Source organism: Marinirhabdus gelatinilytica (genome assembly GCF_003353425.1).
Lineage (GTDB): Bacteria > Bacteroidota > Bacteroidia > Flavobacteriales > Flavobacteriaceae > Marinirhabdus > Marinirhabdus gelatinilytica.
This window is the reverse complement of record NZ_QRAO01000001.1, coordinates 1,258,642-1,284,855: the sequence shown is the minus strand read 5'-3', so window position 1 is coordinate 1,284,855 and position 26,214 is coordinate 1,258,642. Positions and strand designations below refer to the sequence as shown.

The 26,214-nt window shown below is 41.1% G+C and carries 28 protein-coding genes; 23 read left to right on the top strand and 5 right to left on the bottom strand.

Going from position 1 to position 26,214, the window contains the following annotated elements; all coding sequences use genetic code 11:
- The first annotated feature begins 124 nt into the window (after window positions 1-124).
- The 7 genes from C8D94_RS06020 to C8D94_RS05985 all read left to right on the top strand — a co-directional run bounded on the left by C8D94_RS06020 (window position 125) and on the right by C8D94_RS05985 (window position 3,862).
- On the top strand, window positions 125-715 hold the full coding sequence (locus tag C8D94_RS06020) for a hypothetical protein (RefSeq protein WP_115122954.1): 591 nt from the start codon (window positions 125-127) through the stop codon (window positions 713-715).
- A gap of 249 nt (window positions 716-964) precedes the next feature.
- Window positions 965-1,150, top strand: a complete 186-nt coding sequence (locus tag C8D94_RS06010) for a hypothetical protein (protein WP_115122952.1) — start codon at window positions 965-967, stop codon at window positions 1,148-1,150.
- Between the two features lie 11 nt (window positions 1,151-1,161).
- Complete coding sequence (locus C8D94_RS06005; RefSeq protein ID WP_115122951.1) at window positions 1,162-1,401, top strand: DUF7218 family protein; 240 nt, start codon at window positions 1,162-1,164, stop codon at window positions 1,399-1,401.
- Between the two features lie 5 nt (window positions 1,402-1,406).
- Window positions 1,407-1,832, top strand: a complete 426-nt coding sequence (locus C8D94_RS06000) for a VOC family protein (protein WP_115122950.1) — start codon at window positions 1,407-1,409, stop codon at window positions 1,830-1,832.
- A gap of 4 nt (window positions 1,833-1,836) precedes the next feature.
- Window positions 1,837-2,871 carry an AI-2E family transporter gene (locus tag C8D94_RS05995; protein ID WP_115122949.1) on the top strand — a complete coding sequence of 345 codons (1,035 nt, stop codon included), beginning with the start codon at window positions 1,837-1,839 and terminating at the stop codon, window positions 2,869-2,871.
- Window positions 2,872-2,874: 3 nt separating this feature from the next.
- A complete protein-coding gene (locus C8D94_RS05990) occupies window positions 2,875-3,357 on the top strand; it encodes a thiol-disulfide oxidoreductase DCC family protein (RefSeq protein ID WP_115122948.1) in 483 nt (160 codons plus the stop codon).
- 64 nt (window positions 3,358-3,421) lie between these two features.
- On the top strand, window positions 3,422-3,862 hold the full coding sequence (locus tag C8D94_RS05985; RefSeq protein WP_115122947.1) for a YkvA family protein: 441 nt from the start codon (window positions 3,422-3,424) through the stop codon (window positions 3,860-3,862).
- Window positions 3,863-3,866: 4 nt separating this feature from the next.
- Here C8D94_RS05985 and C8D94_RS05980 read toward each other — a convergent pair whose 3' ends face one another.
- From C8D94_RS05980 to C8D94_RS05965, 4 genes are all read right to left on the bottom strand, one after another.
- On the bottom strand, window positions 3,867-4,745 hold the full coding sequence (locus tag C8D94_RS05980) for a bifunctional 5,10-methylenetetrahydrofolate dehydrogenase/5,10-methenyltetrahydrofolate cyclohydrolase (protein ID WP_115123054.1): 879 nt from the start codon (window positions 4,743-4,745) through the stop codon (window positions 3,867-3,869).
- 138 nt (window positions 4,746-4,883) lie between these two features.
- Window positions 4,884-6,212: a signal recognition particle protein gene (gene ffh / locus C8D94_RS05975; protein WP_115122946.1), complete on the bottom strand. Its 1,329-nt coding sequence runs from the start codon at window positions 6,210-6,212 to the stop codon at window positions 4,884-4,886.
- 96 nt (window positions 6,213-6,308) lie between these two features.
- Window positions 6,309-7,577 (bottom strand): DEAD/DEAH box helicase, encoded by a 1,269-nt coding sequence (locus C8D94_RS05970; protein ID WP_115122945.1) that lies wholly within the window; start codon window positions 7,575-7,577, stop codon window positions 6,309-6,311.
- Window positions 7,578-7,815: 238 nt separating this feature from the next.
- Window positions 7,816-8,661, bottom strand: a complete 846-nt coding sequence (locus C8D94_RS05965) for a DUF4349 domain-containing protein (protein ID WP_115122944.1) — start codon at window positions 8,659-8,661, stop codon at window positions 7,816-7,818.
- Window positions 8,662-8,797: 136 nt separating this feature from the next.
- Between C8D94_RS05965 and C8D94_RS05960 the strand changes: the two genes are divergently transcribed.
- The 14 genes from C8D94_RS05960 (at window position 8,798) to C8D94_RS05895 (ending at window position 23,159) form a co-directional block, all read left to right on the top strand.
- Window positions 8,798-9,700 (top strand): hypothetical protein, encoded by a 903-nt coding sequence (locus tag C8D94_RS05960; RefSeq protein WP_115122943.1) that lies wholly within the window; start codon window positions 8,798-8,800, stop codon window positions 9,698-9,700.
- Window positions 9,697-10,188: a hypothetical protein gene (locus C8D94_RS05955; protein ID WP_115122942.1), complete on the top strand. Its 492-nt coding sequence runs from the start codon at window positions 9,697-9,699 to the stop codon at window positions 10,186-10,188. The genes C8D94_RS05960 and C8D94_RS05955 overlap by 4 nt, the downstream gene beginning before the upstream one ends.
- A 29-nt stretch (window positions 10,189-10,217) precedes the next feature.
- Window positions 10,218-10,661, top strand: coding sequence for a hypothetical protein (locus tag C8D94_RS05950; RefSeq protein ID WP_115122941.1), 444 nt, complete (start codon window positions 10,218-10,220; stop codon window positions 10,659-10,661).
- Window positions 10,662-10,779: 118 nt separating this feature from the next.
- Window positions 10,780-11,310: a hypothetical protein gene (locus tag C8D94_RS05945; protein ID WP_115122940.1), complete on the top strand. Its 531-nt coding sequence runs from the start codon at window positions 10,780-10,782 to the stop codon at window positions 11,308-11,310.
- Between the two features lie 232 nt (window positions 11,311-11,542).
- A complete protein-coding gene (locus tag C8D94_RS05940) occupies window positions 11,543-12,256 on the top strand; it encodes a hypothetical protein (protein WP_147278501.1) in 714 nt (237 codons plus the stop codon).
- A gap of 34 nt (window positions 12,257-12,290) precedes the next feature.
- Entirely contained in the window at window positions 12,291-12,836 is a 546-nt protein-coding gene (locus C8D94_RS05935; RefSeq protein ID WP_115122938.1) for a hypothetical protein, read from the top strand.
- 57 nt (window positions 12,837-12,893) lie between these two features.
- Window positions 12,894-13,430: a hypothetical protein gene (locus C8D94_RS05930; protein WP_115122937.1), complete on the top strand. Its 537-nt coding sequence runs from the start codon at window positions 12,894-12,896 to the stop codon at window positions 13,428-13,430.
- A 55-nt stretch (window positions 13,431-13,485) separates the two neighbouring features.
- On the top strand, window positions 13,486-15,438 hold the full coding sequence (locus C8D94_RS05925; protein ID WP_115122936.1) for a tetratricopeptide repeat-containing sensor histidine kinase: 1,953 nt from the start codon (window positions 13,486-13,488) through the stop codon (window positions 15,436-15,438).
- 119 nt (window positions 15,439-15,557) lie between these two features.
- On the top strand, window positions 15,558-17,567 hold the full coding sequence (locus C8D94_RS05920; RefSeq protein WP_115122935.1) for a tetratricopeptide repeat-containing sensor histidine kinase: 2,010 nt from the start codon (window positions 15,558-15,560) through the stop codon (window positions 17,565-17,567).
- Window positions 17,564-18,205, top strand: coding sequence for a response regulator (locus C8D94_RS05915; RefSeq protein WP_115122934.1), 642 nt, complete (start codon window positions 17,564-17,566; stop codon window positions 18,203-18,205). The genes C8D94_RS05920 and C8D94_RS05915 overlap by 4 nt, the downstream gene beginning before the upstream one ends.
- Before the next feature lie 8 nt (window positions 18,206-18,213).
- Window positions 18,214-18,909, top strand: a complete 696-nt coding sequence (locus C8D94_RS05910; protein WP_115122933.1) for a hypothetical protein — start codon at window positions 18,214-18,216, stop codon at window positions 18,907-18,909.
- Between the two features lie 221 nt (window positions 18,910-19,130).
- Window positions 19,131-19,643, top strand: a complete 513-nt coding sequence (locus C8D94_RS05905) for an RNA polymerase sigma factor (protein ID WP_115122932.1) — start codon at window positions 19,131-19,133, stop codon at window positions 19,641-19,643.
- A gap of 56 nt (window positions 19,644-19,699) precedes the next feature.
- Entirely contained in the window at window positions 19,700-20,608 is a 909-nt protein-coding gene (locus C8D94_RS05900) for a FecR family protein (protein ID WP_115122931.1), read from the top strand.
- Window positions 20,562-23,159: a TonB-dependent receptor plug domain-containing protein gene (locus C8D94_RS05895; protein ID WP_115122930.1), complete on the top strand. Its 2,598-nt coding sequence runs from the start codon at window positions 20,562-20,564 to the stop codon at window positions 23,157-23,159. The genes C8D94_RS05900 and C8D94_RS05895 overlap by 47 nt, the downstream gene beginning before the upstream one ends.
- A 1-nt stretch (window position 23,160) precedes the next feature.
- On the opposite strand, the gene argS is transcribed toward C8D94_RS05895, so the two are convergent.
- Window positions 23,161-24,939: an arginine--tRNA ligase gene (argS, locus tag C8D94_RS05890; RefSeq protein WP_115122929.1), complete on the bottom strand. Its 1,779-nt coding sequence runs from the start codon at window positions 24,937-24,939 to the stop codon at window positions 23,161-23,163.
- A 177-nt stretch (window positions 24,940-25,116) separates the two neighbouring features.
- Here argS and C8D94_RS05885 point away from each other — a divergent pair, with 177 nt between their 5' ends.
- Both C8D94_RS05885 and C8D94_RS05880 read left to right on the top strand, forming a co-directional pair.
- Entirely contained in the window at window positions 25,117-25,722 is a 606-nt protein-coding gene (locus C8D94_RS05885) for a DUF2652 domain-containing protein (RefSeq protein ID WP_115122928.1), read from the top strand.
- A 9-nt stretch (window positions 25,723-25,731) separates the two neighbouring features.
- On the top strand, window positions 25,732-26,163 hold the full coding sequence (locus C8D94_RS05880; RefSeq protein ID WP_115122927.1) for a hypothetical protein: 432 nt from the start codon (window positions 25,732-25,734) through the stop codon (window positions 26,161-26,163).
- Window positions 26,164-26,214 lie beyond the last annotated feature (51 nt).

Below are 26,214 nucleotides of genomic sequence, written 5' to 3'. Positions count from 1 at the left end.
TGTGAGTTGTGAGTTGTGAGTTGTGAGTTGTGAGTTGTGAGTTGTGAGTTGTGAGTTGTGAGTTGTGAAATAAAATTAAAAACTGAATACTAATTAAAATCATTCCCATAAAGGAATCAAAAAAATGAAAAAAACCATAGTTTTTGCTGCCGTAGCCACGATGCTCTTTGTGCAGTGCGAAGAAGAAAAAGATCCATTTGCCATTACCAATGGAGCTATAGGCCCCTTGACCCAAAAAACGCAAATGAAGCAGCTGGACAGTATTTATGCCAATGACAGTATTGTTAAGCTGAACCCCATCACCGGAGCTATAGAAACCCAGGGCGAAGTAGAAATTTATGACAGCGAAGGGGCCAAATTGTTGTTGCTCTCACCCTATGATGAAAGCGACCCAAACTCGAAAATAGCCAATGTACAAATCTTTGATTCCCGCTTTAAAACTGAAAAAGGTCTCACCAAGGCCAGCACGTTTAAAGATGTAAAGGCCAATTACCAGATAGCAGCCATTGAAAACGCCATCAACTCGGTTGTGGTATTTTTAAAAGGAACAGATTTGTACCTAACCATAGACAAAAAAGAACTGCCCGAGGATGTGCGCTACAACTTTAACCAAAAGATCGAAGCCTCGCAAATCCCGGATACTGCAACGTTTAAATACTTTATGGTGGGCTGGGATGCCGGAGAGGCTATTGAGATACAGGAAGGGGATATTTAAAATTAAATCCTAGTCCCGATAGCTGTCGGAAAAAACAACAAATTAAAAAAACCTTTCAGGTCATTCAAACCTGGAAGGTTTTTTTTTAACTCAACAATAAGTTGCTTTGTGAATGTTTCATTGCTGTAAAAAAAGGATCGGTAAACCACAGATTCAATATATTTTATACCTGCTAACATTTTGTTAAGCCTGTAAAGGGTTTCAGCTATTTCTGCTACTTTTATTCTTGTAACCAACAAATAAAATATTATGATTAAAGTTTTAGGATTAATACTCACCATTGCTGGAGGAATAGGTCTTGTAATGGGAATTTTAGGAATCTTCGGAAGTATGGAAACTGGCTTGAGCCCTTGGGCATTGGCAATTCTAGGAGTTGTTTTTTTCTTTGCTGGTATTGGTATCCTAAAACGTAAAAAAGATACAGACGAAACGTAAAACTTATTACTATGGACAGACCAAGTATAAAAAACGAAGACCAATACGAATCACTACGTGACAAAGGTTATAGCCAAGAAAAAGCCGCCCGTATAGCCAATACTCCAAACGCTGGAAAAAAAGGTGGCAAAGCGAGCCCTTACGAGGAATGGACCAAGGACGAACTCTACGACCAAGCAAAAAACGTGGGTATTGAAGGACGCTCCAGCATGAACAAGAAAGAACTCATACAAGCATTGCGTAACAACTAATCTACATGAAAAACCTTCATCCTTTCCACTTAGCCATTCCCGTAACCTCTCTAGAACCCAGCCGAACTTTTTACAGGGAAACCTTGGGGTGCGAGGAAGGTCGAAGCAGCGACCATTGGGTAGATTTCAACTTTTTTGGGCACCAATTGGTCATCCACATAAAAGAAGCTTCAGAAGAGATTTCAGAAAAAAGCAACCCTGTTGATGGTAAGGATGTGCCCATTCCACATTTTGGAGTAGTGCTCACCATGGAAAGTTTTGATGCTCTCGCCAACGCCCTAAAGAAAAAGGGAATTACTTTTATCATAGAGCCATATACACGCTTTAAAGGGCAGACAGGCGAACAGGCCACAATGTTCTTTAAGGATCCATCTGGAAACGCTTTGGAGTTTAAGGCTTTTAAAAACGCAGACCAACTTTTTGCAACATAGCCCAATGGAAAGAACTATAAATCCAAAAATAATACGCCAGATATTTATACTACTGCTCATCTTATTGATGGGCACCTTGATTTTTCGTGAATTGATCCCGTATCTCTCGGGAGTATTGGGGGCAATCACCATATACGTCCTTTTGCGAAAGTGGATGAAAACACTGGTAAAAAAAGGGTGGAAGCCTGAATTGGCCGCAGGGCTATTAATGCTACTCTCTTTTGTGGGTATTTTACTCCCGGTAGCTGGTATTGTATTAATGCTGGGGAATAAGATTGGAGAGGCAGTACAAAATTCAGAAAAGGTTACCAAAGCATTCAAGGAGCAAGCCCAGATATATGAAGACAGAATAGGTTACGACCTAAGTTCGCAAATAGATGCCGGCGCTGTGTCTGGTTGGCTCTCGGATAACCTGCAAAGTTTTGCGGGGGGTACTTTTAACATGTTCATTGCCATAGGGCTAATGTATTTTATGCTCTACTATATGCTCACCAACAGGCGTGAATTGAAGGAATCTTTATTCGATTACATCCCCATAAGCAAAAAGAACCTAAAAAAAATAGGGGACGAATCGCACGCAATGGTTCGTTCCAATGCACTTGGGATTCCGTTAGTGGCATTGGCACAAGGGATTATTGCCCTAATAGGTTTTCTGATTTTTGGAATAGAAGACCCTTTCTTTTGGTTTGTTATTGTAACTATTGGTTCTATGATCCCGTTTGTAGGTACCCTAGTGGGGATTATTCCTGTTTTTATCTTAACGCTCTCCAGCGGTAGTACATTTCAGGCTTGGGGAATTTTAATTTATGGATTCGTAGTAGTTGGCTCTACAGACAACGTGATACGCTTGTACGTTTTGAAAAAACTGGACAATGTGCACCCCTTGGTAACATTGATTGGTGTAATTGTAGGGGTCCCCTTGTTTGGATTCATAGGATTGATCTTTGGTCCCTTGCTCATAAGTTTGTTTATGATAGTAATGCGTATTTACAAGCGGGAGTACGGTAAACCACAAACCGATGACGATCCAGATCTATAATCCATGTTTCAAAAATTTAATACTACACAATATCCACCCAAAATAAAACCACTCTTGGTGTGGGATGGAAAATGTGGTTTTTGCAAGTATTGGGTAACACGGTGGAGAAAAATTTCAGAAGGAAAAATAGATTTTGACACTTACCAAAACGCAGCACAAGACTTTCCGGATATCCCGCTCAAAGAATTCAAGAAAGCTTCTAGGCTTATTACCACAAGTGGTAGCGTGCACGGCGGCCCAGATTCTGCCTACAAAAGCTATGAAATTGCAAATCCTTCCTCTCCTTGGCATGGTTGGTACACAAAATATGCTTGGTTCAGGAGGTTAAGTGATTGGGGTTATAACTACATTGCCAAAAACCGAAGCACAATGTTTACCATAACCAAAGCAATGTTGGGCAGCAACCCACTTCGATTTAGGCATTACTGGACAATCTATCTTTTTATGTTTACCCTTCTACTACTAGTTGTCTTGAAATTTTTATAACAAAACTTTAAAACAGAAACTGCTTTTATAGGTGTATCTTTAACCAACTAATAAAAGATACTGTATGTTTTTCAGCAAGAAAAAAGAAAAAGAAACCGATAAGAATCCCATAGCCGAAAAGATAGATGAAAAATTTCTAGAAGAAAAAGTAGTTGAAGTAAAAGATGACGATGTTGAGTTGCTTCTGGAAAACGAGGAACAGATAGAGAAAAAACTGGCGGGTGCCAACTCCCTCAACAAATATGTTGAAATAGGCAAGATAATGCTAGGAATGGTAAAAGACATGAAAAAGGGAGCCTATACGAGTATCCCTTGGTTTGTAATTGCCACAATTGTAATGGCTTTGCTCTATATCTTGAATCCCTTGGATATTGTACCAGATTTTATCCCTGGAGTGGGCTATATTGATGACCTAGCGGTACTTTCAGTAGGAATAGGGTGGATAGAGACCGATATTCACAAATATCTAGACTGGAAATTATCACAGGCAAAGAGTAGTTCTTAAAGAATTATCCTTTGCGTTGCTCTCTGGCCAACAAGGTGTTTTTAAGCAACATGGCAATGGTCATTGGACCTACACCGCCGGGAACCGGGGTAATAAAGCTTGCTTTCTTGCTTACGTTTTCAAAATCTACATCGCCCACAATCCGGTAGCCTTTTTTGGCTGTCTCATCTTCAACGCGGGTAATACCAACATCTATAACAACAGCATCGTCCCGTACCATTTCGGCTTTGAGGAAATTGGGCACGCCAAGGGCTGAGATTACTATGTCCGCTTGGGAGATTATCTGTGTAATGTTTTTGGTATTACTATGTGTTAGGGTTACAGTACTGTTGCCTGGCCAACCCTTACGGCTCATCAAGATACTCATGGGACGTCCCACGATATGGCTTCGGCCAATTACAACGGTGTGCTTTCCTTTTGTATCTACATCGTAGCGTTCCAACAGTTCCAAAATCCCAAAGGGTGTTGCAGGAATAAACGTACTCATATCCAAGGCCATCCTTCCAAAGTTTTCAGGATGGAACCCGTCTACATCCTTACTGGGATCCACGGCCATCAACACTTTTTGTGTATTGATCTGTGGCGGTAAGGGAAGCTGGATTATAAATCCATCGATATTGTCGTCTTCGTTAAGCTCCTTGATTTTATGTAGTAGTTCAATTTCAGAAGTTGTGTGTTTCATACGCACCATAGTGCTTTCAAAACCCACACGCTCGCAAGCGCGTACTTTACTGCCTACATACGTTAAACTCGCTCCATCATCCCCTACAATAACAGCTGCCAAGTGAGGTACTTTTTCGCCATTGGCCTTCATTTTATCGACTTCGGCCTTTATTTCGTCTTTAATATCGTTGGATACCTTTTTTCCGTCTAGTAGTGTCATAATTATTAGTATGCAGTGGCAGTTATTGTTATTTTGTCGATTAAAACCTACAGGGTTTCCTTCGCTTCTTCCACTCATAACCCTGCAGGTCACTACGTGGTTTTTTGTACTTTTAAATTTGCAATTCGTACTTACATTTTACCGCATCTTCCCCATCATCTGCATCATCTTACGGCCTCCACCACCTTGCATCATCTTCATCATTTTGCTCATTTGGTCAAATTGCTTCATTAACTGGTTCACTTCTTGTACCGAGGTACCGCTTCCTTTGGCAATCCGCTTTTTTCTGCTTCCGTTTATTACTGATGGTGTACTTCTTTCTTCAGGAGTCATACTATGGATAATGGCCTCGATGCCTTTAAAGGCGTCATCATCAATATCTACATCTTTTAGGGCTTTTCCGGCACCGGGAATCATCCCGATGAGATCTTTCATACTACCCATTTTCTTTACTTGTTGGATTTGCTTGATAAAATCGTCGAACCCAAATTGGTTCTTTGCAATTTTCTTCTGAAGTTTTCTGGCTTCTTCTTCATCAAACTGTTCCTGGGCTCTTTCCACCAAAGAAACAACATCTCCCATACCCAAGATACGGTCTGCCATACGTGCTGGGTGAAAGACATCTATTGCGTCCATCTTTTCGCCCGTACCAATAAATTTTATGGGCTTGTTCACTACACTTTTAATCGAAATAGCGGCACCACCGCGGGTATCACCATCCAACTTTGTGAGTACTACCCCGTCAAAATTCAGTTTATCGTTAAATGCTTTTGCAGTGTTTACAGCATCTTGCCCCGTCATACTATCTACCACAAAAAGCGTTTCGTCTGGTGTAATTGCGTTGTGGATGTTAGCGATTTCGGTCATCATTTCTTCATCTACCGCAAGACGACCTGCTGTATCCACGATCACTACATTGTGACCGTTCTGTTTTGCATGTGCAATTGCATTTGTAGCAATTGCCACGGGATCCATATTGCCCTCTTCGCTGTACACATCTACCTTTATTTGCTCTCCAACAACGTGCAGCTGGTTAATCGCGGCGGGACGATATACATCACAAGCCACCAAAAGAGGTTTTTTTGTTTTTTTGGTCTTAAGGTAGTTGGCCAGCTTTCCAGAGAAGGTTGTTTTACCACTACCCTGTAGACCGGACATTAAGATAACGCTTGGTGAGCTTTTCAAAGAAATACCCACGGTATCGCCACCCATCAATTCGGTCAATTCGTCTTTTACGATTTTTACCATCAACTGGCCAGGCTGGAGTGTAGTCAACACATCCTGTCCCAGCGCCTTATCCTTTACACGGTTGGTAAATTCTTTGGCAGTCTTGAAATTCACATCGGCATCCAAGAGGGCGCGGCGAACTTCTTTAAGAGTTTCGGCTACGTTAACTTCGGTAATGCTTCCGTGCCCTTTTAGTACGTGGAGGGCTTTATCTAGTTTATCGCTAAGATTATTGAACATGGGTGTGCGTTATTTTAGAGGTGCAAAGATACAAAATTGAAGAGGTTGTGGCAAAGTGAGCTTTGTACATTTATCAAGCTACTGAAAATCCAAAATTCAGTTTTTTCTTCTTCTAGAATTTCTTCTATTCCTACTCCCGGAAGCAGTTGGTTTTTTTGTTCTCGAATTGCGTCCCCCTCGTTGGTTTGCAGCTTTATTTGCTGCTTTTTTCTCTTCAACTTCTTTCAAAGTTTCAGTCACCTCAAATCCTGGAATGGTCTTTTGGTCCAGTTTTTCTCCTAAAAGTTTTTCAATGCCACGAACGTATTCAAACTCATCTACGCTCACTATGGAAATAGCTTCGCCACTGGCTCCTGCCCTACCTGTACGGCCTATGCGGTGTACGTAATCTTCGGGAACGTTGGGCAACTCGTAGTTTATTACGTGCGGCAACAATGGGATATCCAAACCTCGTGCAGCAATGTCGGTAGCGACCAGTACACGAACCTTTCCACTTTTAAAATTGGCCAGTGCCTTGGTACGTGCACCTTGGCTTTTATTACCGTGAATGGCAGCCGATGAAATCTTAGCTTTTTCCAACTTTTTTGCCAAACGGTTTGCGCCGTGTTTGGTTCGCGTAAAAATGAGCACTTGTTGCCAATCGTCTTCGGAAATCAATTTTATGACAAGGTCTGTTTTTTTGGACTTATCGGTTTTGTAGATAAGTTGGTCTACCTTTTCGGCCGTGGTATTTTCTGGAGTGGCCTCTACCATAACGGGCTGATATAAAAAACTGTTTGCCAGTTTCTTTATTTCTTTTGAAAAGGTTGCCGAAAACAGCAAGTTCTGCCGCTTTTTGGGCAACAGTGCCAATATCTTGTTGATATCGCGGGCAAAGCCCATATCCAGCATCCTGTCCGCCTCGTCCAATACCAAGAACTCCACATTGTTTAAGCTGAAAACTCCTTGGCCGTGCAAGTCCAGTAATCTACCGGGCGTTGCCACCAAAATATCAACCCCTTGTCGCAAGGTGCGTATTTGTGGGTTGGCATTTACCCCACCAAAAATTACCGTGGAACGAATATCCACAAATTTTGAATAGGTCCTTACATCTTCGAGTACTTGTGCAGCAAGCTCCCTTGTGGGGGTCAATACCAGGGCGCGTACAGGTCTTTTGTGCAAGGTTTTTGCATTGCTCAACTTTTGAAGCATTGGCAATGTAAACCCAGCAGTTTTACCAGTTCCGGTTTGTGCTGAAGCCAGTACATCTTTTCCCTCCAAAATTTTGGGAATCGCTTTTTGTTGTATCGGGGTTGGTGTATCGTATCCTTTTTCGCTAATAGCTTTTAGCAGGGCGTCGGACAGCCCAAGATTTTTAAATGACATATAGTGTATTTCAGAAACGTGTGTAGTTTAGGTTTCGTTTCTTTATGAGGGACAAAGGTACGGTTAATTTATTTGGGGAGTGTTTATTTACTAATATACATTGTAACACCCCCCTCCCGCCCTTAAGGCGGGAATACATATCACTACATTTATTGGTCTCCAAAGAGTCTGCAAGAAAAATGTACAAAACCGGAAAGGGAGGTGTTTTCAAAACCAAATTAATTTATCATTGTAAATCTTACTTTTTCCTCAGCTTTAATCTTAAGAAAAAAACCAAGCCAATTACCACCAAAAGCACTGGCCAGATATGTATCAACCCTATCACAATGGCCTCGATCAAGTTCCAACCAAAATTGAAACCATTACCTGCCTTATCAAAAAAGCTCTTTGTGTAAGACTTTGGTTCGTCTTTGTATTGTACAGCTTCGTAGAGATCTATTTGTACGGTACTATAGGAAACCTTACTGCTCAAGTATTTCAACCTCCCTTGGGCAGCTTCAATCTCTTCTTGCAACCTACGTAGTTTTTCTTCGGTGGCAAGGATGTCCTCAACCGTTTTGGCATTTTTTCGGAGTATTTCCTCATAACGTGCCTTTACTTCTTTTTTGGTAGCTAAACGGCTTTCCAGATCGAGATATTCCTCGGTGACATCCTGTGTGGTAATGTTTTCGTATTCAGTAAATACGGCGACGCTGGCAATGCTGTCCAGCAGCACATCAAAATATTGGTTGGGTACTTTTATGGTAAAGCGGTTCTGTTTTTCATAGAGATTGTTTTCGAACCTAAGATCGCTCACGTAGCCATTGTACTTTTGGGCCATGGCCTTTACCTGCTCGGTTGCCTTTTTTACATCCTCAACCTTGTACCGTGCAGAAGCAGATTTAATGATCTTGAGCTGTACGGGAACATTTGCGGTTGTTGCGGCTGCTTCATTTTCATCTACTGCCTGGTAATCCTCTGTGACTTCTACACTTTCCATGGCAAGATCTTCTTTATAGGAAGCTTGCTGGCAACTGGAGAGCACAATTATTGCAAAAGCAACGATTATTGATTTTAAGGTGAACTTTTTACTTGGAGTCTTCATAATTTTTATATTTTTAATGATTATGAAACAAACCTACCGCAGGCCGAAAAGACATCGCTGCAAAACGCTTGTAAGAGTTTTGTAAACTGTTGTACAATTTACAAGTTACTGAATTTCAATATTATAAACATATACATTGACGGAAGCTCAACTGCACCATTTCAAACTTCTAAAAGAAAAAGTTGCCGAAACTTTCTTGGAAACGCACCATGCACCCAAGCATACTGAAGACTGGAAAGGGGAAACCATCGTGGCATTTCAGGAGGATCTCTTCAGCAGGACGAAGGGGCGCATTTCAGAAAAATCCTTTTATACTTATTTTAAGAACCAACCCAAAAAACTACCACGAATTGATATCCTAAATATACTGAGCCGCTATGTGGGTTCCGAAAATTGGAAAGATTTCAAGGACGGAAACCTTGGTTTGGTGGAGGAAACAAAGGACAAGAAAAGAAAAGGGTTCCCGCCCGTGCTGTGGGTTGCTATCTTCCTGCCCATACTCATCATTTTTATAGTACAAGTAACCCAAAAAAACAACTTTACCTTTTGCATGGTAGACGAGGATAAAAATGAAGCAGTATCCCAGGTTGTGGACATCAAGATTTTACAGCCCGGGCAATCTCCCATTTACCTCAAAACCAATGATGAAGGCTGTTTCAGTTACAAGACAAAAGATGAAAAGATAACCTTTGTCGTACAATCCCCCTATCACAAAACCGATACTATTGTGCGCTACAGCAACACCAACGACTTTGGCACCGTAAAATTGAGTGTGGACGATTATGCCCTTATGCTGAAATATTACAGCAGCGGAAATTTTATGGATGTTGAAAAACGGCGCAACCAATTACAAGAGCTCATTGCGAGCGATGCCCAGATCTATCAAGTATACCCCAACAACACAGGGATTGAACTGTACTCCAAAAACGATTTTATACAGAAATTGACACTCCCCACCAGTACCCTGCGGAACATTCAAATTTTGAACAAGGAGTACCATAACGGCCAATTGGTAAAACTTAAATTTTTAGTAAAATGAAACAGCTCTCCTACCTATTTTTACTTTTGCTATGTGTTGGTTGCGCAAATGTTTCCGAAGAGAAAGCTACCGTGAGCAGCGATATGGTTGAAATGGAAGCTACAGAAGCAACCAGCAGTACCGTAATTGAAGAAGCCTTTCCCTATGCCATCATTGCCGAACAAAAATTACAGGAATATTTCGATTTACTCGCCTTACAGAACAAACACCCCGAAATGGGCACGGTCATATCAAAGCAATTGGAGGGAATAACCAGTGATAGCATTGTGTTGCCGCGAGGGCAGGATTCGATAGATGTTAAAAATCTCTCACCAATGGGGAGTCTACAGCAACTTAACGATACCGTGATGGAACAACGTTTTACGTACACCATCGCTTCAAGAACACTGTTCAAAACCGATACCATTATTGCAAGAATCATCACAAAACCTATAGTGATAGACGGCATGGCGACCCAGGAGACCAAAGTGGTCTTCAGAAAAAACTAGTGCTTACCTTTTACACGAACAACTTAAAAATGAAACCCACAAAATTCTTTATATACATAATTGCCTTGCTCTTGTTGGGCTGTGGGAGCAGTAAAAATAAAGATGTGGCGTTTTGTGGCACTACCAATAAAGGACCTATGGCAATTACCTACCAAGACCAAAACAACAACAGATACCGAATTACAGAAACCAAATTTACCTACTCGCCCATTACCGAGGCAGAAAGCTCTTCTGGTACGTACAGCGGTGGTGAGCCCGTCAGGAAAGGGATAACTACTGAAAAATTCAAGGAAATTGAAACTCTCGCAAGAGCATTGATGAAGGAAAATTCAATTTTGACCACCCGGAGGATGCTTACCTCCATCCTGAGCATAAAACAAGGCACTGCAACCGAAATGGCCATCTTGAGGAAGAGCCAAAAACGCACCCAGTTTGAAGCACTGTTGACAACATTAAAAGATTCTCCTGAGTAACATTTGCTCCCTACTCCCCTTTTACAGAAAACATATATTTCTCAACGCTATTGGTTTTCTTTGATAGCCAGCAATTTATATGACCGTAGTTTTGTGATGTACCTTAAAAAGTGGCATCATGAAACAATTACTATGTATCTTATTGTTCTTCGGAATAGCAACAAGCAACTTTGCACAGGAATGTAGCGAAGACATTAAACAAATAAGCGGTTTGTGGGAAAGCCTCACATTGGAAAATGCCTTGAACGATCCGGAATCACTTACCTCCGGTTTCGATTCGGTCAAGAAGAATCTCTCCAAATCCTTGGGTGGGCTCAGCCTAAAAAGCAATACTCCAAAACTACTTTCCAGCAAGGGAAAACCAAAAAAAGGAACCCTCAAAAAGAACAAAAAGAAAACCTACGTCACCTATATGGTCCCAAAGGAAACCATGGAAATAACCATAACGGGCAACAATGACCTGGCAGGTCTTGAAGTAGTGATATGCTCGCATACAAAAGCAAAACTCACTGAAAATTTGCAGACCCACACCCTTGCCATGGGAGAAACCTCAAAAAGTTTTGTACTGGAAAACGTAAAAGGAAAAGTACTGAGCATTTCCCTAAAAAACAGTGGCGAAAAGGCACAGTTTACCATTTTGGCAAAGTAGTGTAAAAAGCAAAAAAGGACCTAGTGGCAAAAGCCTGTCTCAACCTATGGGATGGGCTTTGTAGGTTTTAATAAGCAGCTGTTTTTCAGACACCTATATGAATTAAGGGTACCCTTACGGGAATTCATACATTTTATACCTCTAGCCGTATTCTTTGATACTCAAGCAATTATACCTGCGTAGTTTAGCAGTATCAAAATAATAATCTCATAAACCATTAAAATTTCAAATTATGAAAAATTACATCAACAGAACTTTACAAACAGTTGCGCTAGCCATAGTCATGGTATGCTTTGGGCTGAACGCGCAAGCACAAACGTGTACTTCAACCCTTAAATCCCGAACGGGAACCGTGATGGCGGGAGGACCAGCCAAGATTAATTTTACGGCTACTTCAAATTCGATCAAAGTAACTATCGACAAGACCGGCGGTAAGGCAAAAACAACCGTAAACATTTATGCAAACGGAGCCTTTAAGGATAGGATTATCTTCGAGAATGGACGTGACACTCCAAAAAAGAGCAAGACCATTACAGGGGTTTCCGGAAAAAATATCCGGGTGGATATCGTAAACCAATCTGTAGCCAACAAGTTTAAATATAAAATGACAGCTACCGGAAGTACCAGTAACCTTTCAAAAACAGGAAAACAAACTGGAAAGCTAATGGGGCAGCAAAAGAAAACCATTTACACAAATGCTTCATGTACCAACAAGACCAAGGTAATTATAAAAAGAACCAGTGGTAAAGCCCGTGGTACGGTACGCGTTTGGAAAAAGAACGGGAACTCTTGGACCGAATATTCCAGCGACACTTTTGAGAGAAGCCAGCCCGGAAACCAAATGGTGATAAACGTGAACACCAGCCGAGAGCTAAAAATTGAACTGAAGAATGTTTCGGTAGGAAACACCTTTGGATATTCCATGGAAGCAAAAGTTAGAAATTAAACCTTAATACACATCATCTTAAATTTCAGAAATCATGAAAAAAGTAATCTTATTATTCAGTATCGTATTGTTTGCATTCACTTTTACAGCGGAAGCACAAAACTGTAACCAAGGCGCCAAACTGGCCAAGAAAACCTGGGAAAAATTTGGACCCTGGAAACCGGACATCTCACTTATTCCTTTTAAAAACAGTACCAAAAAGATCAAGAACGCCTGGAACTGGATTGCATCCAATGGTGGTGCAAACATTGGCCCTCGCTATCTTGAGATAGATGGCGGCAATGAAACAGGGAGCATCACGGGACAGACCAAGAGAACTTTTGTTACCCACCCTTCGTTCAATAACAACGTAAAACTTACCATAAACAAATACGATGGAAAAGCCAGGACTGGTGTAGTGATTTGCGTACAGGGAAAAAACGGGGTTACCCAAGAAAGGGTTTCCTATATTTTTCCGAAAGACAAGAACGGAAAGGTTAAAACCTTCAACCTTAAAAACGTGAAAGGGAAAATAATCATTGTTGCGATGAAGAATCTTTCGGTGGGGAATAAATTCAAATATAGAATCAACGCCAAATAATTTCAATTAACCAACGGGGTCAAAGTGATTTTTGGCCCCTTTTTAAAACTATTAATTATGAAAAATATTTTCTTTATACTAGTAATGGCACCGTTGTTTTCTATCATGGCCCAACCAAAAGTTAATGAAATACAACCCAAACCCAATGGTGAGGTTGCTTATACAGCCAACCTAAACCAAGGTGTCGTACTGGACGATCTATCTTGGGCCTGGAGCAGCCAGAATGCCTGTTTCCCAGAAACCCAAAAGAAAAAGTTTACAGGCAAACACGTGTTCTTTACAGGGGTAATTCCAAAATATAGCGAGATGGAGGTCACCGTAATCCCAAAGGACAAGAGCAAGAATTTTAGCATATATGCCTATGAGATAGGGGTGGACAATATGAAACTGGTTCCCAACCTGGACCGCTGCATACGCTGCGAGGCAGGCCACAAATGGGACCGCCCTGTACGAGGAAAAACGCAGGACCACACAAGAACGGTAACTAATCTGGTAGCCATAAACAGGCCCTACAGGGTTGTAATAGGTGTTACCGGAGCCAACGGATTGAGCGAAGGCGACTTTACGCTGCAGGTAAAGATGAAAACTCGCTAGAACGTACTTCACAATAATTGTGTATCTTTTCTTTGTGAAAATACTACGGAAACATATGTATATACTATTTGGGTTGACCCTCCTTTTTTTGGGGCAACCCAAATTTTTGTTTGCCCAAGAATTCGGGAAAGAAAAAATTGACAAGGTTCTTGAAACCATCCTAAATTCTCCTGAAGAAGAGAAAAAAAGGCACCTATACTTTAAACTGGGCGATAGCATTGTACGAAAAAATTCACCGGAGCAAGCGACTCCCTTGTTCAAGTATATTTTCAAGAAAGACACTACAGATTTTGCCAAGCTCATCCTCTATGAAGCCTATTCCCGAAATCTATCCCGCAGCGGTTTTTTGGATGAGGCCATAGCGCTTAAGAAAAAGGCCATCCAACTTTCGGATAAGTTCAATATGGAGAAGCGCTATATATTTTTCCACTACTCCCTGGCATATAGTTTAGACCAAATTAACCAGCCAGATAGCGCGCTCGCTTACCTCAACAAAGTAGAGGAACTTATACTGAAAGAAGAAAACAGGGTATTACTACCAAATTATTATGACGCTAAGGCTGCGGTATACAACTCTCTCAAGGAATACGACAAGCAGGAACAGTATCTATTGAAAATTTACGAATTGGTAAAGGACTGGGAAAACACTTCCCAAAAACGTTTTCATCTTTACATAATTCTGGATTTTTACACACAAGTGGACAAGCCCCAACAATTGGCAAAATTTACCCAGATCCTTGCTGAGCATTATGAGGAAGCACATGTAAATACTCCTGCCGGGCACATGCCCATAGAAGCATTGTTCAAAAGGAGATTGAGCAAGGAGAACATTCCGCTGTTACAAAAAGCCATCAACATCAGTGACAGCATACAAAGCATGAACTCCTACGCTTACACAACAATTGCACTTGCAAATCTGTACGAAGCCAACGGCAATCCCGAAAAGGGCATCCCCTATCTGAAAAATGCTGTGGAGAGGTTACAAACCGTACAAAAGCCTTCACATTTAATAGATATCTTCACCACGCTTGCCAAGATGAGCGCTGCGGCTAACAATTATAAAGATGCCTATACCTATAAAATATTGCAGGGGTCGTTGCAGGATAGTGTTACTTCAGAAAGAATGAAGAAAAACATAGCAGCACTGGAAATTGAATTTGAAACCGAAAAAAAAGAACGTAAGATACTCTCCCAACAACTGGAGCTGGAAAAACAGACCCGCCAAAAAAACATGACCCGATATGGGCTTATTGCATTGGCCGTAGTAGCGGTGATGCTGTTGCTGTTTTTTAGGTATAGGTTACAATCACAAAAAACTATTGCAGCACAAACGCATGCCATACAGCAACAAAGGATAACCGAGCTCCAACAAAAAAACAAATTGCTTGCCCTAAACAGTATGATCGAGGGTCAAGAGGCAGAACGACTCCGTATTGCCAAGGACCTGCACGATAGTTTGGGCGGTTTGTTAAGTACCGTAAAAGCACATTTTACGACCATCCAAAACGAATTCAAGCAGGTAGAACGAATAAACCTTGCTGACAAAACCAACAAACTTATTGATGAAGCCGTGGTAGAGGTGCGCAGGATTTCACACAACATGATGCCACAAGCATTGAGCATTTCGGGGCTGCAAGGTGCTGTAGAAGATCTTGGACTACAACTACAGCAAGAAGGGTACGAGACCAAGGTTGAAATTATTGACTATCCAAAAAATGTAGATGCTACCAAGGAAGTGATGCTTTATAGGTTGCTCCAGGAACTATTATCGAACATAAGGAAACATTCCGAAGCAAGTGAAGTTACCATCCAGCTTTTGGGGCACAACAATGAACTTACCATCTTGGTAGAGGATAATGGCAAGGGGTTTAACTATAAAGAACAACTGGAAAAAGGTGGTTTGGGCTTAAAGAGCATTAACAGCAGGGCGCAGTTTCTGGACGGCACTATAGATTGGGACTCCCAAATTGGCCAGGGAACCAGCGTTACGGTAAAAATTCCGATTTAGGTTTTGTAGGAAATATTCCTCTATGAATTCATATAGATTCAAGTACTGGCTGAATTCATACCCAATTGGTTAGCAAGCTTACCTACCTTAGACGTGTTTTACAACTACTAACCAATCTTGTGAAAATTAAAGGTTCCATCTATATTTTTTGTACTTGCCTTTTTCTATGCAATGCACTCACAGCTCTTGGCCAGCGAAAACCCGTGAACCAGCGCAACGTAGACTCGATTTTACAATTGGTGGGTACCATGGATAAAGATCTCCAGGCCATTAAATTACTTACTTCCCAAGCCGGGAAGAATAGATATGCTGCCCCTACCAAGAGACTTATAGACAATGCTGTAAAAATTTCTGAAGAAGTAAATAGTCCCGAAATGCTTGCCAACTCCTATTACTCCTTAGGGAATTTTCATTTTTTTAATTCGCAGTTAGATTCGGCTTCCACGTACTTGAACAAATCTGCTTCCTTTATCGAGGGAAAGGAGTTTCCTTTTCTACGTTCGGGAATTTCTGCCACCCGAGGAGGGATTGCAAAGAAACAGGATGCTATTTCGCAATCTATCGTGTACACCATGCGGGCGAAGGAAATTCTGGACAAAATAGACACTACAACCCTTACACCAGAATTGAAGAAAAAACGAAAAGGACAAAATCTCGTTCTCTCAAATTCTTTAGCCAATTTATATAACAAGACCGAGGATTATGAAACATCGTTAATCTATTACAATCTGGCAAACGAAGCTGCACTTTCTATGAACGACACGTATGGAGCTGGAGTAATAACCAGCAACAAGGGCAATTTACTCTTAAAAATGGGTAGGCACCAAGATGCCCTAGAAGCGCTAAAAAAAGGAAAGGAACTGAAAACCAAAGCTGGCGCCCCTCTTACCTCTTTGGGTATTTCCAGCCTTAATATTGGCGCCGCTCACTTAGAGTTGGGAGACGTAGAAAAGGCTATGCAGAACTTCAACGATGCCATGGCGATATTTGAAGAGAAAAAACATGCTGCAGGAATTGCCGAAGTGTTACCCCTTCGAGGTACACTGTTTATAAAAAAAGGCAACTTGGACCTAGCAATTGCAGATTGCGAAAAAGCCAAAAACCTAATAGACGCCATTAAAGTTCCAGAGCTTATGACAGCCGCTTGCGAATGTCTGTTCGATGCTTACAAACGTAAAGGCAATTTTGAAAAGGCACTTGAAAATTTTGAGATGTTCACGGTTGCCAGGGATTCAGTTATAAACGAAAAGAACATCAAGAAGCTCACGCAAATTGAAATGCAGTACGATTTCAATAAAAAACAGGAAGAGCAAGAGGCTATACTTCAGAAAGAGAAACAATTAAAACGAAATATCCTCATTGGCCTTATTACCTTGGCAGTATTTTCAATAGTTATTATCTTGTTCTTGCGTAAGCGCATGCAGTACAAAAATAGATTGGCCGTACAGACCGAAGCCCTTCAGCAACAAAAAATTACCGAACTCCAACAAAAAAACAAATTGATAGCTATGAACAGTATGATTGAAGGTCAAGAAGCAGAACGATTACGCATCGCTAAGGATCTGCACGATAGCCTTGGGGGCTTATTGAGCACCGTAAAAGCACATTTTACCACGATACAAAATGAAATTAATGTACTTAGCGAGTTGAACCTTACCGAAAAAACCAACCAACTAATAGACGAGGCCTGCATAGAAGTTCGTAGGATTTCGCATAATATGATGCCCCACGCGCTGAGCATTTCTGGTTTGCAAGGTGCTATCGAAGATGTGGGCACACACCTTAAGGAGCAAGGATATGATGTAAATATCGAAATTACCAATCTTCCAAAGAATATTGAACCCACTAAAGAGGTAATGATCTATAGACTTATACAAGAAATAATCTCCAACATAAGAAAACACGCCAACGCCAAAAATATCCTTGTACAATTGGTGGGGCACAACCAAGAACTGAACCTATTGATAGAAGACGACGGGAAAGGTTTCAACATTAAAAAAGTCAAAGCAAATGGAGGCTTGGGACTTAAAAGCATACATAGCCGGGTAGCTTACCTGGATGGCACGATAGACTGGGACTCACAACCCGGTAACGGAACTTCAGTAACCATTAATATCCCCTTATTATGATACACGTATTTATAGTAGACGACCACAAAATGGTAATAGATGGAATGCAATTGCTCCTCAAGGACGAAAAGGACATAACCGTAGTAGGCACAGCACTCAATGGGGAGGAAAGTATCACTGAAATTCCCAAACAAAAAGTAGACGTGGTATTATTGGACATCAATATGCCAGGAATTAACGGTATTGAAACTTGCAAACAATTGCTGAAGTACAACCCAGATCTAAAAATCGTGGCGATAAGCATGCACAAAGAGAGCAGCCTTATAAAATTAATGCTCAATAACGGTGCAAAAGGATACGTGTTGAAAAACGCTGGTCAGGACGAAGTGATAGATGCCATAAAAACGGTGCACCAGGGTAAGATGTACCTAGACGATACCGTGAACGAAATAGTGCTCAACAGCGTTCTTAAAAATGGAACAGAAAAAATAACGAGCCCGTTCCCAACGCTATCCAGACGAGAAAAGGATGTATTAAAACTTATATTGGAAGAATGCACCACACAAGAAATAGCGGACAAGCTCTTTATAAGCTTTGGAACCGTAGAGACCCATAGACGCAATATGCTCATTAAAACCGGCGCCAGAAATACAGCGGGATTGGTACGTACAGCTCTTGAATATAATCTAACCAAATAACAACAACCATGAAAACACTTAAAATCACTTTAATCACTGCAGCTATTGCAAGTTTATTCGCCTGTGCTTCAGACACCGAAAAAGGAGCTCTCGATAAAATTGGAGACGTTTACAAAGGCACTGCAAGCTATTCCAAGAGCTTTGTATCCAACACTTCTGAAAAAAGAACCACCTTCAATGTATTTATTTCAAACAGTAAAATGGTAGACACACTTCGCGCCCCTATCGCCAGTGGTGCTGCAGCACTAATGGTGTACCATGCCCTTACACCCGAAGAGAAAAAATCGTATGACGATATCGAGGTGTATATGATAAATTCCAAAAAGGATACAGCCAACTTTTACTACGATACCAGTATTCTTAAAACGCTGGACACAAAAGCCAAGAACGTGCGTAAATTCTCACAAAATCTGTTGGAGCATAACTTCAAGAATATGGACAGCATCAAAAATCCCAGCGACATCCCACAATCGCTCGAAGAAAATATTGGGCAGGGCATAAAAAATTACGAAAAACGTTTCGGGAAACTTAAGAGCTCCAATCTGTATGCTGTGGGTGAAGCATCGGACGAAATAGGAAAACTCTTTAAATACTATTCGTATTTGGAGTTTTCAAACGGACAAACCATAACCTATCTCGTCGCGGTAGACGCCAACCCCGGGAAAGACAAAATAATAGGTTATAAATTTGACGCAATCAACTAATATAAAAAAGCCCATCTGCAATACAATATTACAAGATGGGCTTCCACATTAACCAACCAAATTCTTTTCATAGCAATTTGGTTTCCCTTGTTCCATAAACTAGAAACAAAACAAGCAGTACAGCCCGTTCTAAAAAGCTGTTGCTTACTTGTATAACAGTTTACGTTTAAAATTACTACTCGGTTTTTATTTTTTATTTTTTCTATAAGTTTACAAAAGCTATGGAAGAAGAAAAAAAACACATTTGCGAGGAGCGCACCTACAATACCATATACAAACGTTACTCCCAGGACATCATAAACTTCATCTATTTTAAATGTGGAGATAAAAACAGGGCGTATGATGTGGCACAGGAAGCATTTATAAAACTATGGGAAAACTGTAAAAAAGTCTCCCCAGGAAAAGCAAGATCCTATGTGTACACAGTAGCCAACAATCTTTTTCTGAATACCGTAGCACATAAAAAAGTGGTGCTGAAATATGTAGAGAGCCATCAACCAAGGGTAGAAAAGCATTCGCCACAGTTTTTACTGGAAGAAAAGGAATATGGCAAAAAACTGCAAGATGCCATTGCAAACCTTACCGAAATACAACGGGAAGCATTCTTACTGAGCCGTGTTGAAGGAAAAAAATACAGGGAAATTGCCGAAATCTTGAACATTTCGGATAAAGCAGTGAGCAAAAGGATACACGATGCCCTGGAGGCCTTACGAAAAACCGTAGAAAAAATTTAAACACCACAGGTAGTAAAACGTGCAGAAAACTGTTTAACAACTAGAAGCTTAAAAGTATGGACACTCAATTATTGGATAAATGGCTTAACGGCACACACACCGCTCAAGATCTGGAGAAATTAAAAACGTATCCAGAATTTGCGGCCTACCAAAAAATAGATACCTACGCCAAACAGATTGAAACCCCTTCTTTCAATACTGAAGAAGGCCTGAGAGACCTTAAACAAAGGCTTAAAACTTCCCAAAAAACAAGCCCTAAGGTAAGGACACTCCCTACCCTGCTCAAGATTGCAGCAGTCTTGTTGGTTGTAGCGGCTTCGTATGTGTTTATTAATTCCTTGCCCACCACTACCTCAACCCAGCTCGCAGAAACAAAGACCATTGTATTACCAGATGCCTCTGAAGTTGTACTCAATAGCGCTTCTGAAATTTCCTATAACGACAACAATTGGGAAGATTCACGAGAGTTAGCTCTTTCTGGAGAGGCCTATTTTAAAGTTGCCAAAGGAAAAAAATTCACCGTTTCAACCTCCCAAGGTGACGTTACAGTGCTGGGGACACAGTTTAACGTGCTGGAAGATGGAGCATATTTTAAGGTGGCCTGTTTTGAAGGTAAGGTAGCCGTGACCCACAACGACCAAAGCGTTACGTTAACCAAAGGAAAATCGGTTGTCTTAAAGGATGGCGAGCTACAGCTGGCACTGGTATTCACCAACAAGCCCACTTGGATTGACAATGAAAGTAGTTATAACGATATCGCCATTGGTAACGTGCTCCAAGATTTGGAAAGCACCTACAACATCCCTGTTGAAACACAAAATATTGATGTAACTTTACGTTTTACCGGTAGCTACACCCACAACAATCTGGAGGCTGCCCTACAAACAATCACTATCCCACTGGGGCTAACGTATACTATTGAAAACGAAACCATTACAATTAAGCCGAAGGACGTTACCGAATAAGGGCGTAACAATCCTCATTTTTCTTCTCTTTTTTGTATCATTTTCAGCAGTATCACAGGAAAATACCACTCCAATCCCCTTACTGGAGGTCCTCAAACAAGTTGAAAATACCTTCGATGTTAAATTTTCCTATATCCGTAGGGATTTAAAGGATATTGAGGTGCCAGCTTTAAATACCTCGCTGAATCTTCAGCAAACTTTAGAGACACTTTCAGAAAATGGCAATCTTAAATTTACGCGCATAGACCAAAGATACATTGCGGTACAGTTGCAGCAACTCCAAAAGATTTCAGTTTGCGGTATTCTTATAGATACCGAAAGCGGCTACCCCATTGAAAATGCCGAAATAAGCTCAAACGCCAAAACCACGACTACCGATAGTGGCGGGAATTTCAGTATTGAAAACATAACTGAAAATAGCACCCTTAGCATTTTCATAAACGGCTTTTTGGCCAGGACCATCAATTCCCAAATGCTTGTACGTGAAAACAACTGTCCTATTGTGTACGTGTCGCAGAGCTATACCTACCTTCCGGAAGTAGTGCTACCCAACTTCATCACAAAGGGTATTTCCAAAAATATAGAGGGAGCCACTACTATTTCAAATAAAGATTTTGATATTCTCCCAAGCCTTATCGAACCCGACGTCCTGCAGATTGCCCAAGCACTCCCTGGGATTGAGAGTGCAGATGAGACCGCTGCAAATTTGAATGTCCGCGGAGGAACCTCGGACGAATTTTTGATACTCTGGGACGATATTCGGATGTACCAAACGGGCCATTTTTTTGGGCTTATCTCTGCCTTTAATCCTAACCTCACACAAAACGTAACTATTTTTAAAAACGGCACGAACGCAAGGTACAGCGAGGGAGTCTCTGGTGTGATTGCGCTGGAGTCCAACAATACCATCCCTGAAAATGTTGAGGGCGGACTGGGCGTAAATCTTACCAGCGCCAACGGCTATACGGAGATACCGGTTTCTGAAACTTTTTTGCTCACCCTCTCGGGGAGAACTTCAATAAACACTGGGATTGGCAACCCTGTCTACAACGAATTTTTCAGTAAAGTGTTCCAAAATACCATTATTACCAACCTGCAGAACAATACATCGGAAGGGGTACGCTCTACTAACGAGGCCTTCAATTTTTTTGATATTTCGGTAAAGGCGTTATGGAAAATTACAGATCGTGACGAAATAGGCTACCAGTTCCTTGCCATAGACAACAAGTTGAATTTTACCGAAAGATTTATTTCCGAAGAAACATCTTCAGTCCTACAAAGTGAACTGCAACAGCAAAAATCCACCAACGGGTTTTCCTGGAAACGCAACTGGGGGACCAACAATCCTTTTTCTTCAAAACTACTTGTGTACCAGAGCAATTACAACCGTACCGAATTTACCAATAATATAGACCTCGCCCTTTTGGCATCCAACCAAAACAAAGTGACCGAAAAGGGTATAAAAGCAGACGTCACGTATCCTTTGAACAAAGAGACCACCCTCAATGCTGGATACCAGTACACCGATACCAACATTGAAAACGCAGTGACCAACAGTAATAGCAACACTATAGATACCGAAGATAACAGCCTTTACTCCAATGCATTTTTTATAGGAGGCAATGTTAGTCTCTTTGAGGGTCTTACCAATATTTCGGCAGGGTTGCGGTACACAAATTTTGAAAATATAGCTTCAGGTTTTTTGGAACCTAGACTCCATTTGGACCAAAAAATCGACCGTAATTGGCGTGCTACCCTTTCTGGGGAATTGAAGCACCAAGCTATTTATCAAACCATTAATATTAGGAATAATTTATTGGGCGTGGAGACTCGTGACTGGCTATTGGCGGGGGTTACCAACAATGAAATTTTACAGAGCAAGCAATTGGGCGTGGGCATTAATTATTCCCCAAACAACTGGATCGTGGCTACAGATATCTTTCTAAAAAATGTGACGGGCATCAATACGTCCAATCTTGGGTTTAGGAACCAATTGCAGGATACCAATTTTACGGGCGAATACAATGTGAAAGGGGCTGAAGTCTCAGTAAATAAAAAACTGGAGAACGCCAACATTTGGCTCAGTTACACCTTTCAAGACAATACGTATAATTTTCCAGAGGTGCAGCCCGCAACTTTTAGAAATAATTTGGACATAAACCATTCTGTTACCCTGGCAGGATCTTTCGATTATAAGGATTTCAGCTTTTCGTTGGGGAATACCTTTAAATCGGGACTCCCCTACACCACTCCCGTGGCCGGCAACCCAATTAGTATCGAGGAAGGGGAAAGCACCATTAATTATAATGAACCAAACAACGAAACTTTACCCAGCTATTTTAGGAGTGATTTTTCGGCTGCTTACAAGTTTAAGATAGATGAAACTTTCAGGGGAAATATAAACTTGGCCATTTTAAACATATTCAACCGAAGTAATTCCCTGAATAGATATTACATCCTAGAAACCGAAGAAGACACCCCAACCATCCAGCAAGTAGATGAATTTTCACTTGGTCTGACCCCCAATATCTCGCTACAATTACTTTTTTAAATTACATCCTGTCCGGCACGTGGATGCCCAATAGCGAAAAGGCTGTTTTTATAACATTGCCCACTGCATCACAAAGTGCTACCCTAAAGCCAATCTCCGTAGGGTTTTCGGCACCAAAGATGGGCACGTTCTGATAGAAGGAGTTAAACTCTTTTACAAGGTCGTAGGTGTAATTTGCCACTAGGGCCGGACTATAATTTGACGCTGCCAGTTGCACGGTCTCCGGAAACTGTTGTACTATTTTAATGAGTTCCTTTTCTTTAGGGTGCAGCTGGATAGCCTCTTCTTCTTGATCCTGGGTGGCATTCTCAGCAGCTTTTCGCAAAATGGACTGGATACGCGCATAGGTGTATTGAATGAAAGGCCCTGTGTTACCTTGAAAATCTACACTTTCTTCGGGATTGAAAAGGATTCTCTTTTTGGGGTCTACTTTTAGGATGTAGTATTTAAGCGCTCCCAAACCAATGGTTTTGTATAATTGGTTCTTTTCCTTTTCTGAAAAATCATCGATCTTCCCCAGTTCTTCTGAAATTTCCTTGGCGGTAGTTACCATATCCTCAATAAGATCGTCCGCATCTACAACGGTACCTTCACGGCTTTTCATCTTTCCACTGGGGAGATCTACCATCCCGTAACTTAAATGGTACAGATTTTCGGCCCAACTGAAGCCTAGCTTTTTCAGGATCAAGAACAATACCTTAAAGTGGTAATCCTGCTCGTTCCCAACGGTATAGATCATTCCTTTTACATCTGGAAAATCCTTTACACGTTGTATAGCGGTCCCAATGTCCTGCGTCATATACACGGCTGTTCCATCGCTTCGGAGTACAATTTTTCGATCCAATCCCTCATCGGTTAAATCGCACCACACAGAGCCGTCGGGGTCTTTTTCAAACACTCCTTTTTTGAGACCGGTCTCTATAAAATCTTTTCCCAACAGGTAGGTGTCGCTCTCATAATAGTTTTTGTCGAAATCTACGCCTATGTTCTCGTAGGTAGCATCAAAACCATCGTACACCCAACCGTTCATTTTTTTCCACAGTGCCACTACTTCCGGATCGCCGGCTTCCCATTTACGGAGCATTTCTTGGGCTTCAATTAAGATGGGAGCTTTGGCTTTTGCTTCTTTTTCGGGGGTACCCTTCTCGATGAGCTTATTAATTTCAGCTTTATATTCTTTGTCAAATCTCACATAATATTTTCCCACCAACGTGTCGCCTTTTAGCCCAGAAGACTCAGGGGTCTCACCGTTACCAAAACGTTGCCATGCCAACATACTCTTACAAATGTGGATACCACGGTCGTTGATGATTTGGGTTTTGTATACTTTTTTTCCCGAAGCCTTTAAGATTTCAGCAACCGAATACCCCAACAGTACGTTGCGCACATGCCCCAAATGCAGGGGTTTATTAGTGTTGGGAGAGGCATACTCTACCATCATGGCGTCTTTGCCCGGAGGTACTCTTCCGTAGGTCCCAAAATCTTGTATACTTCTGAAAAAATCCAGATAGTACGCATCGCTCAATACCACATTTAAAAACCCCTTTACCACGTTGTATTTTGACACCTCCGCAACGTGTTCGACCAAGTACGCTCCTATGGTCTCCCCAATTTGAACAGGATTGCCCTTTACGGTGCGCAGCATAGAAAATATCACGACGGTTACATCGCCTTCAAAATCTTTACGGGTTGCCTGAAACTCTATGGTTTCCAGTGTTGCGCCGTAGTTTTGGGAGACTGCTTCCTTGATGTGCTTGGTAAGGTTTGTGTGCAAATTCATGTTGTGGTTTTAAAATAGTTGAGCCATAAAAACGGCTTTGGACAATGAAGGTGCAAAGATAGTTATATTTAAAAAGAAAGTGTTTTTTGGGAGGGTTTTCAGAAAAAAATCAACACTATGTTAATCTTGTTTGCTACCAGCGTTTACTATTGTACCTTTTACCCTAAATAAATTAAGATGAAAGCAAGCCCAGCCCTTATTTGCATCCCGGATATTAGTGGTTTTACCGAGTTTATGCGATCGGTAGATATTGAAGTGAGTTCGGTAGTGATACCCGCACTGCTCAATGAGATTATATATAGTAACGAGATAGACCTTAAAGTTTCAGAAATTGAAGGAGATGCTGTTCTTTTTTACAGAAAAGGCGAACTGCCAGCTTTTAATGAATTGGTGGACCAGTGTAAATTATTCTATACACAGTTTTATGAAAAGATGGATGGATTGCTTGCAAAATTCAAGGAAAAACATAAAGAAATTGAATTTCCCGAAGTATTGGGGCTAAAGATAATTCTACATTATGGTGACGAAATTGGCATGGTACAGATAGGCAACCACATTAAACTAATGGGTGAAGATGTAATCACTGCCCACAGACTGTTAAAGAACAATGTGCCTATAAGCGAATACCTGCTCATTTCCGATGCCCTTTTGGAACGTTACAAAAAGAATAAAATAGAGGCTAATTTTAATTGGTGCCAACTTGTTTCAGAAGAATTGGACATAGAGCACCTAGGTACCATAAAGTACCACTACATTAACCTACAACCCTTGAACGGGGATTAAAACTGGCCCGTGCTACAAAACGTATCTTATAACAACAAAGCAATCGCAAGGAAGATTGACCAAGAACTAGGTAAACCATTCCCCTTGGCTACCCGGATAAAGATGCGCGGTATAGGTTCCTCAAAATTGATTATTACCCAAGCAAGTATTGAGATAGAGAACCTCTTGAACCTGGATAGCAACCGCAACCAATGTAATATAGAGATGCGCCCCAAGGGCATTATTGTAGGATTCAGGAGTTTACTGGAAAGTTATGCGCTTATCATTCCGTATTATAAATTGACACTTTACAAAGGAAAAGCGGAAGAATACAGTATTTACAAGGATACTTATTTTATAAAAATTGAGGCCAAACCAAAAGATAAGGCTACCCATAGTTTTATGGCCAAAGTGCTTGCGGCAAAAGCTGAAGCCACTCCAACACGATTAGAAGATTTGTAAGGGGGTCAGACAAATGATATTTAGGTGTATACTTTTCATAAATGGTCTAAA

Bases quoted from the DNA above. Each gene is read 5' to 3' on its own strand.
- C8D94_RS06020 (WP_115122954.1), top strand. From the start codon at position 125: ATGAAAAAAACCATAGTTTTTGCTGCCGTAGCCACGATGCTCTTTGTG.
- C8D94_RS06010 (WP_115122952.1), top strand. From the start codon at position 965: ATGATTAAAGTTTTAGGATTAATACTCACCATTGCTGGAGGAATAGGT.
- C8D94_RS06005 (WP_115122951.1), top strand. From the start codon at position 1,162: ATGGACAGACCAAGTATAAAAAACGAAGACCAATACGAATCACTACGT.
- C8D94_RS06000 (WP_115122950.1), top strand. From the start codon at position 1,407: ATGAAAAACCTTCATCCTTTCCACTTAGCCATTCCCGTAACCTCTCTA.
- C8D94_RS05995 (WP_115122949.1), top strand. From the start codon at position 1,837: ATGGAAAGAACTATAAATCCAAAAATAATACGCCAGATATTTATACTA.
- C8D94_RS05990 (WP_115122948.1), top strand. From the start codon at position 2,875: ATGTTTCAAAAATTTAATACTACACAATATCCACCCAAAATAAAACCA.
- C8D94_RS05985 (WP_115122947.1), top strand. From the start codon at position 3,422: ATGTTTTTCAGCAAGAAAAAAGAAAAAGAAACCGATAAGAATCCCATA.
- C8D94_RS05980 (WP_115123054.1), bottom strand. From the start codon at position 4,745: ATGACACTACTAGACGGAAAAAAGGTATCCAACGATATTAAAGACGAA.
- ffh (WP_115122946.1), bottom strand. From the start codon at position 6,212: ATGTTCAATAATCTTAGCGATAAACTAGATAAAGCCCTCCACGTACTA.
- C8D94_RS05970 (WP_115122945.1), bottom strand. From the start codon at position 7,577: ATGTCATTTAAAAATCTTGGGCTGTCCGACGCCCTGCTAAAAGCTATT.
- C8D94_RS05965 (WP_115122944.1), bottom strand. From the start codon at position 8,661: ATGAAGACTCCAAGTAAAAAGTTCACCTTAAAATCAATAATCGTTGCT.
- C8D94_RS05955 (WP_115122942.1), top strand. From the start codon at position 9,697: ATGAAACAGCTCTCCTACCTATTTTTACTTTTGCTATGTGTTGGTTGC.
- C8D94_RS05950 (WP_115122941.1), top strand. From the start codon at position 10,218: ATGAAACCCACAAAATTCTTTATATACATAATTGCCTTGCTCTTGTTG.
- C8D94_RS05945 (WP_115122940.1), top strand. From the start codon at position 10,780: ATGAAACAATTACTATGTATCTTATTGTTCTTCGGAATAGCAACAAGC.
- C8D94_RS05940 (WP_147278501.1), top strand. From the start codon at position 11,543: ATGAAAAATTACATCAACAGAACTTTACAAACAGTTGCGCTAGCCATA.
- C8D94_RS05935 (WP_115122938.1), top strand. From the start codon at position 12,291: ATGAAAAAAGTAATCTTATTATTCAGTATCGTATTGTTTGCATTCACT.
- C8D94_RS05930 (WP_115122937.1), top strand. From the start codon at position 12,894: ATGAAAAATATTTTCTTTATACTAGTAATGGCACCGTTGTTTTCTATC.
- C8D94_RS05925 (WP_115122936.1), top strand. From the start codon at position 13,486: ATGTATATACTATTTGGGTTGACCCTCCTTTTTTTGGGGCAACCCAAA.
- C8D94_RS05915 (WP_115122934.1), top strand. From the start codon at position 17,564: ATGATACACGTATTTATAGTAGACGACCACAAAATGGTAATAGATGGA.
- C8D94_RS05910 (WP_115122933.1), top strand. From the start codon at position 18,214: ATGAAAACACTTAAAATCACTTTAATCACTGCAGCTATTGCAAGTTTA.
- C8D94_RS05905 (WP_115122932.1), top strand. From the start codon at position 19,131: ATGGAAGAAGAAAAAAAACACATTTGCGAGGAGCGCACCTACAATACC.
- C8D94_RS05900 (WP_115122931.1), top strand. From the start codon at position 19,700: ATGGACACTCAATTATTGGATAAATGGCTTAACGGCACACACACCGCT.
- argS (WP_115122929.1), bottom strand. From the start codon at position 24,939: ATGAATTTGCACACAAACCTTACCAAGCACATCAAGGAAGCAGTCTCC.
- C8D94_RS05885 (WP_115122928.1), top strand. From the start codon at position 25,117: ATGAAAGCAAGCCCAGCCCTTATTTGCATCCCGGATATTAGTGGTTTT.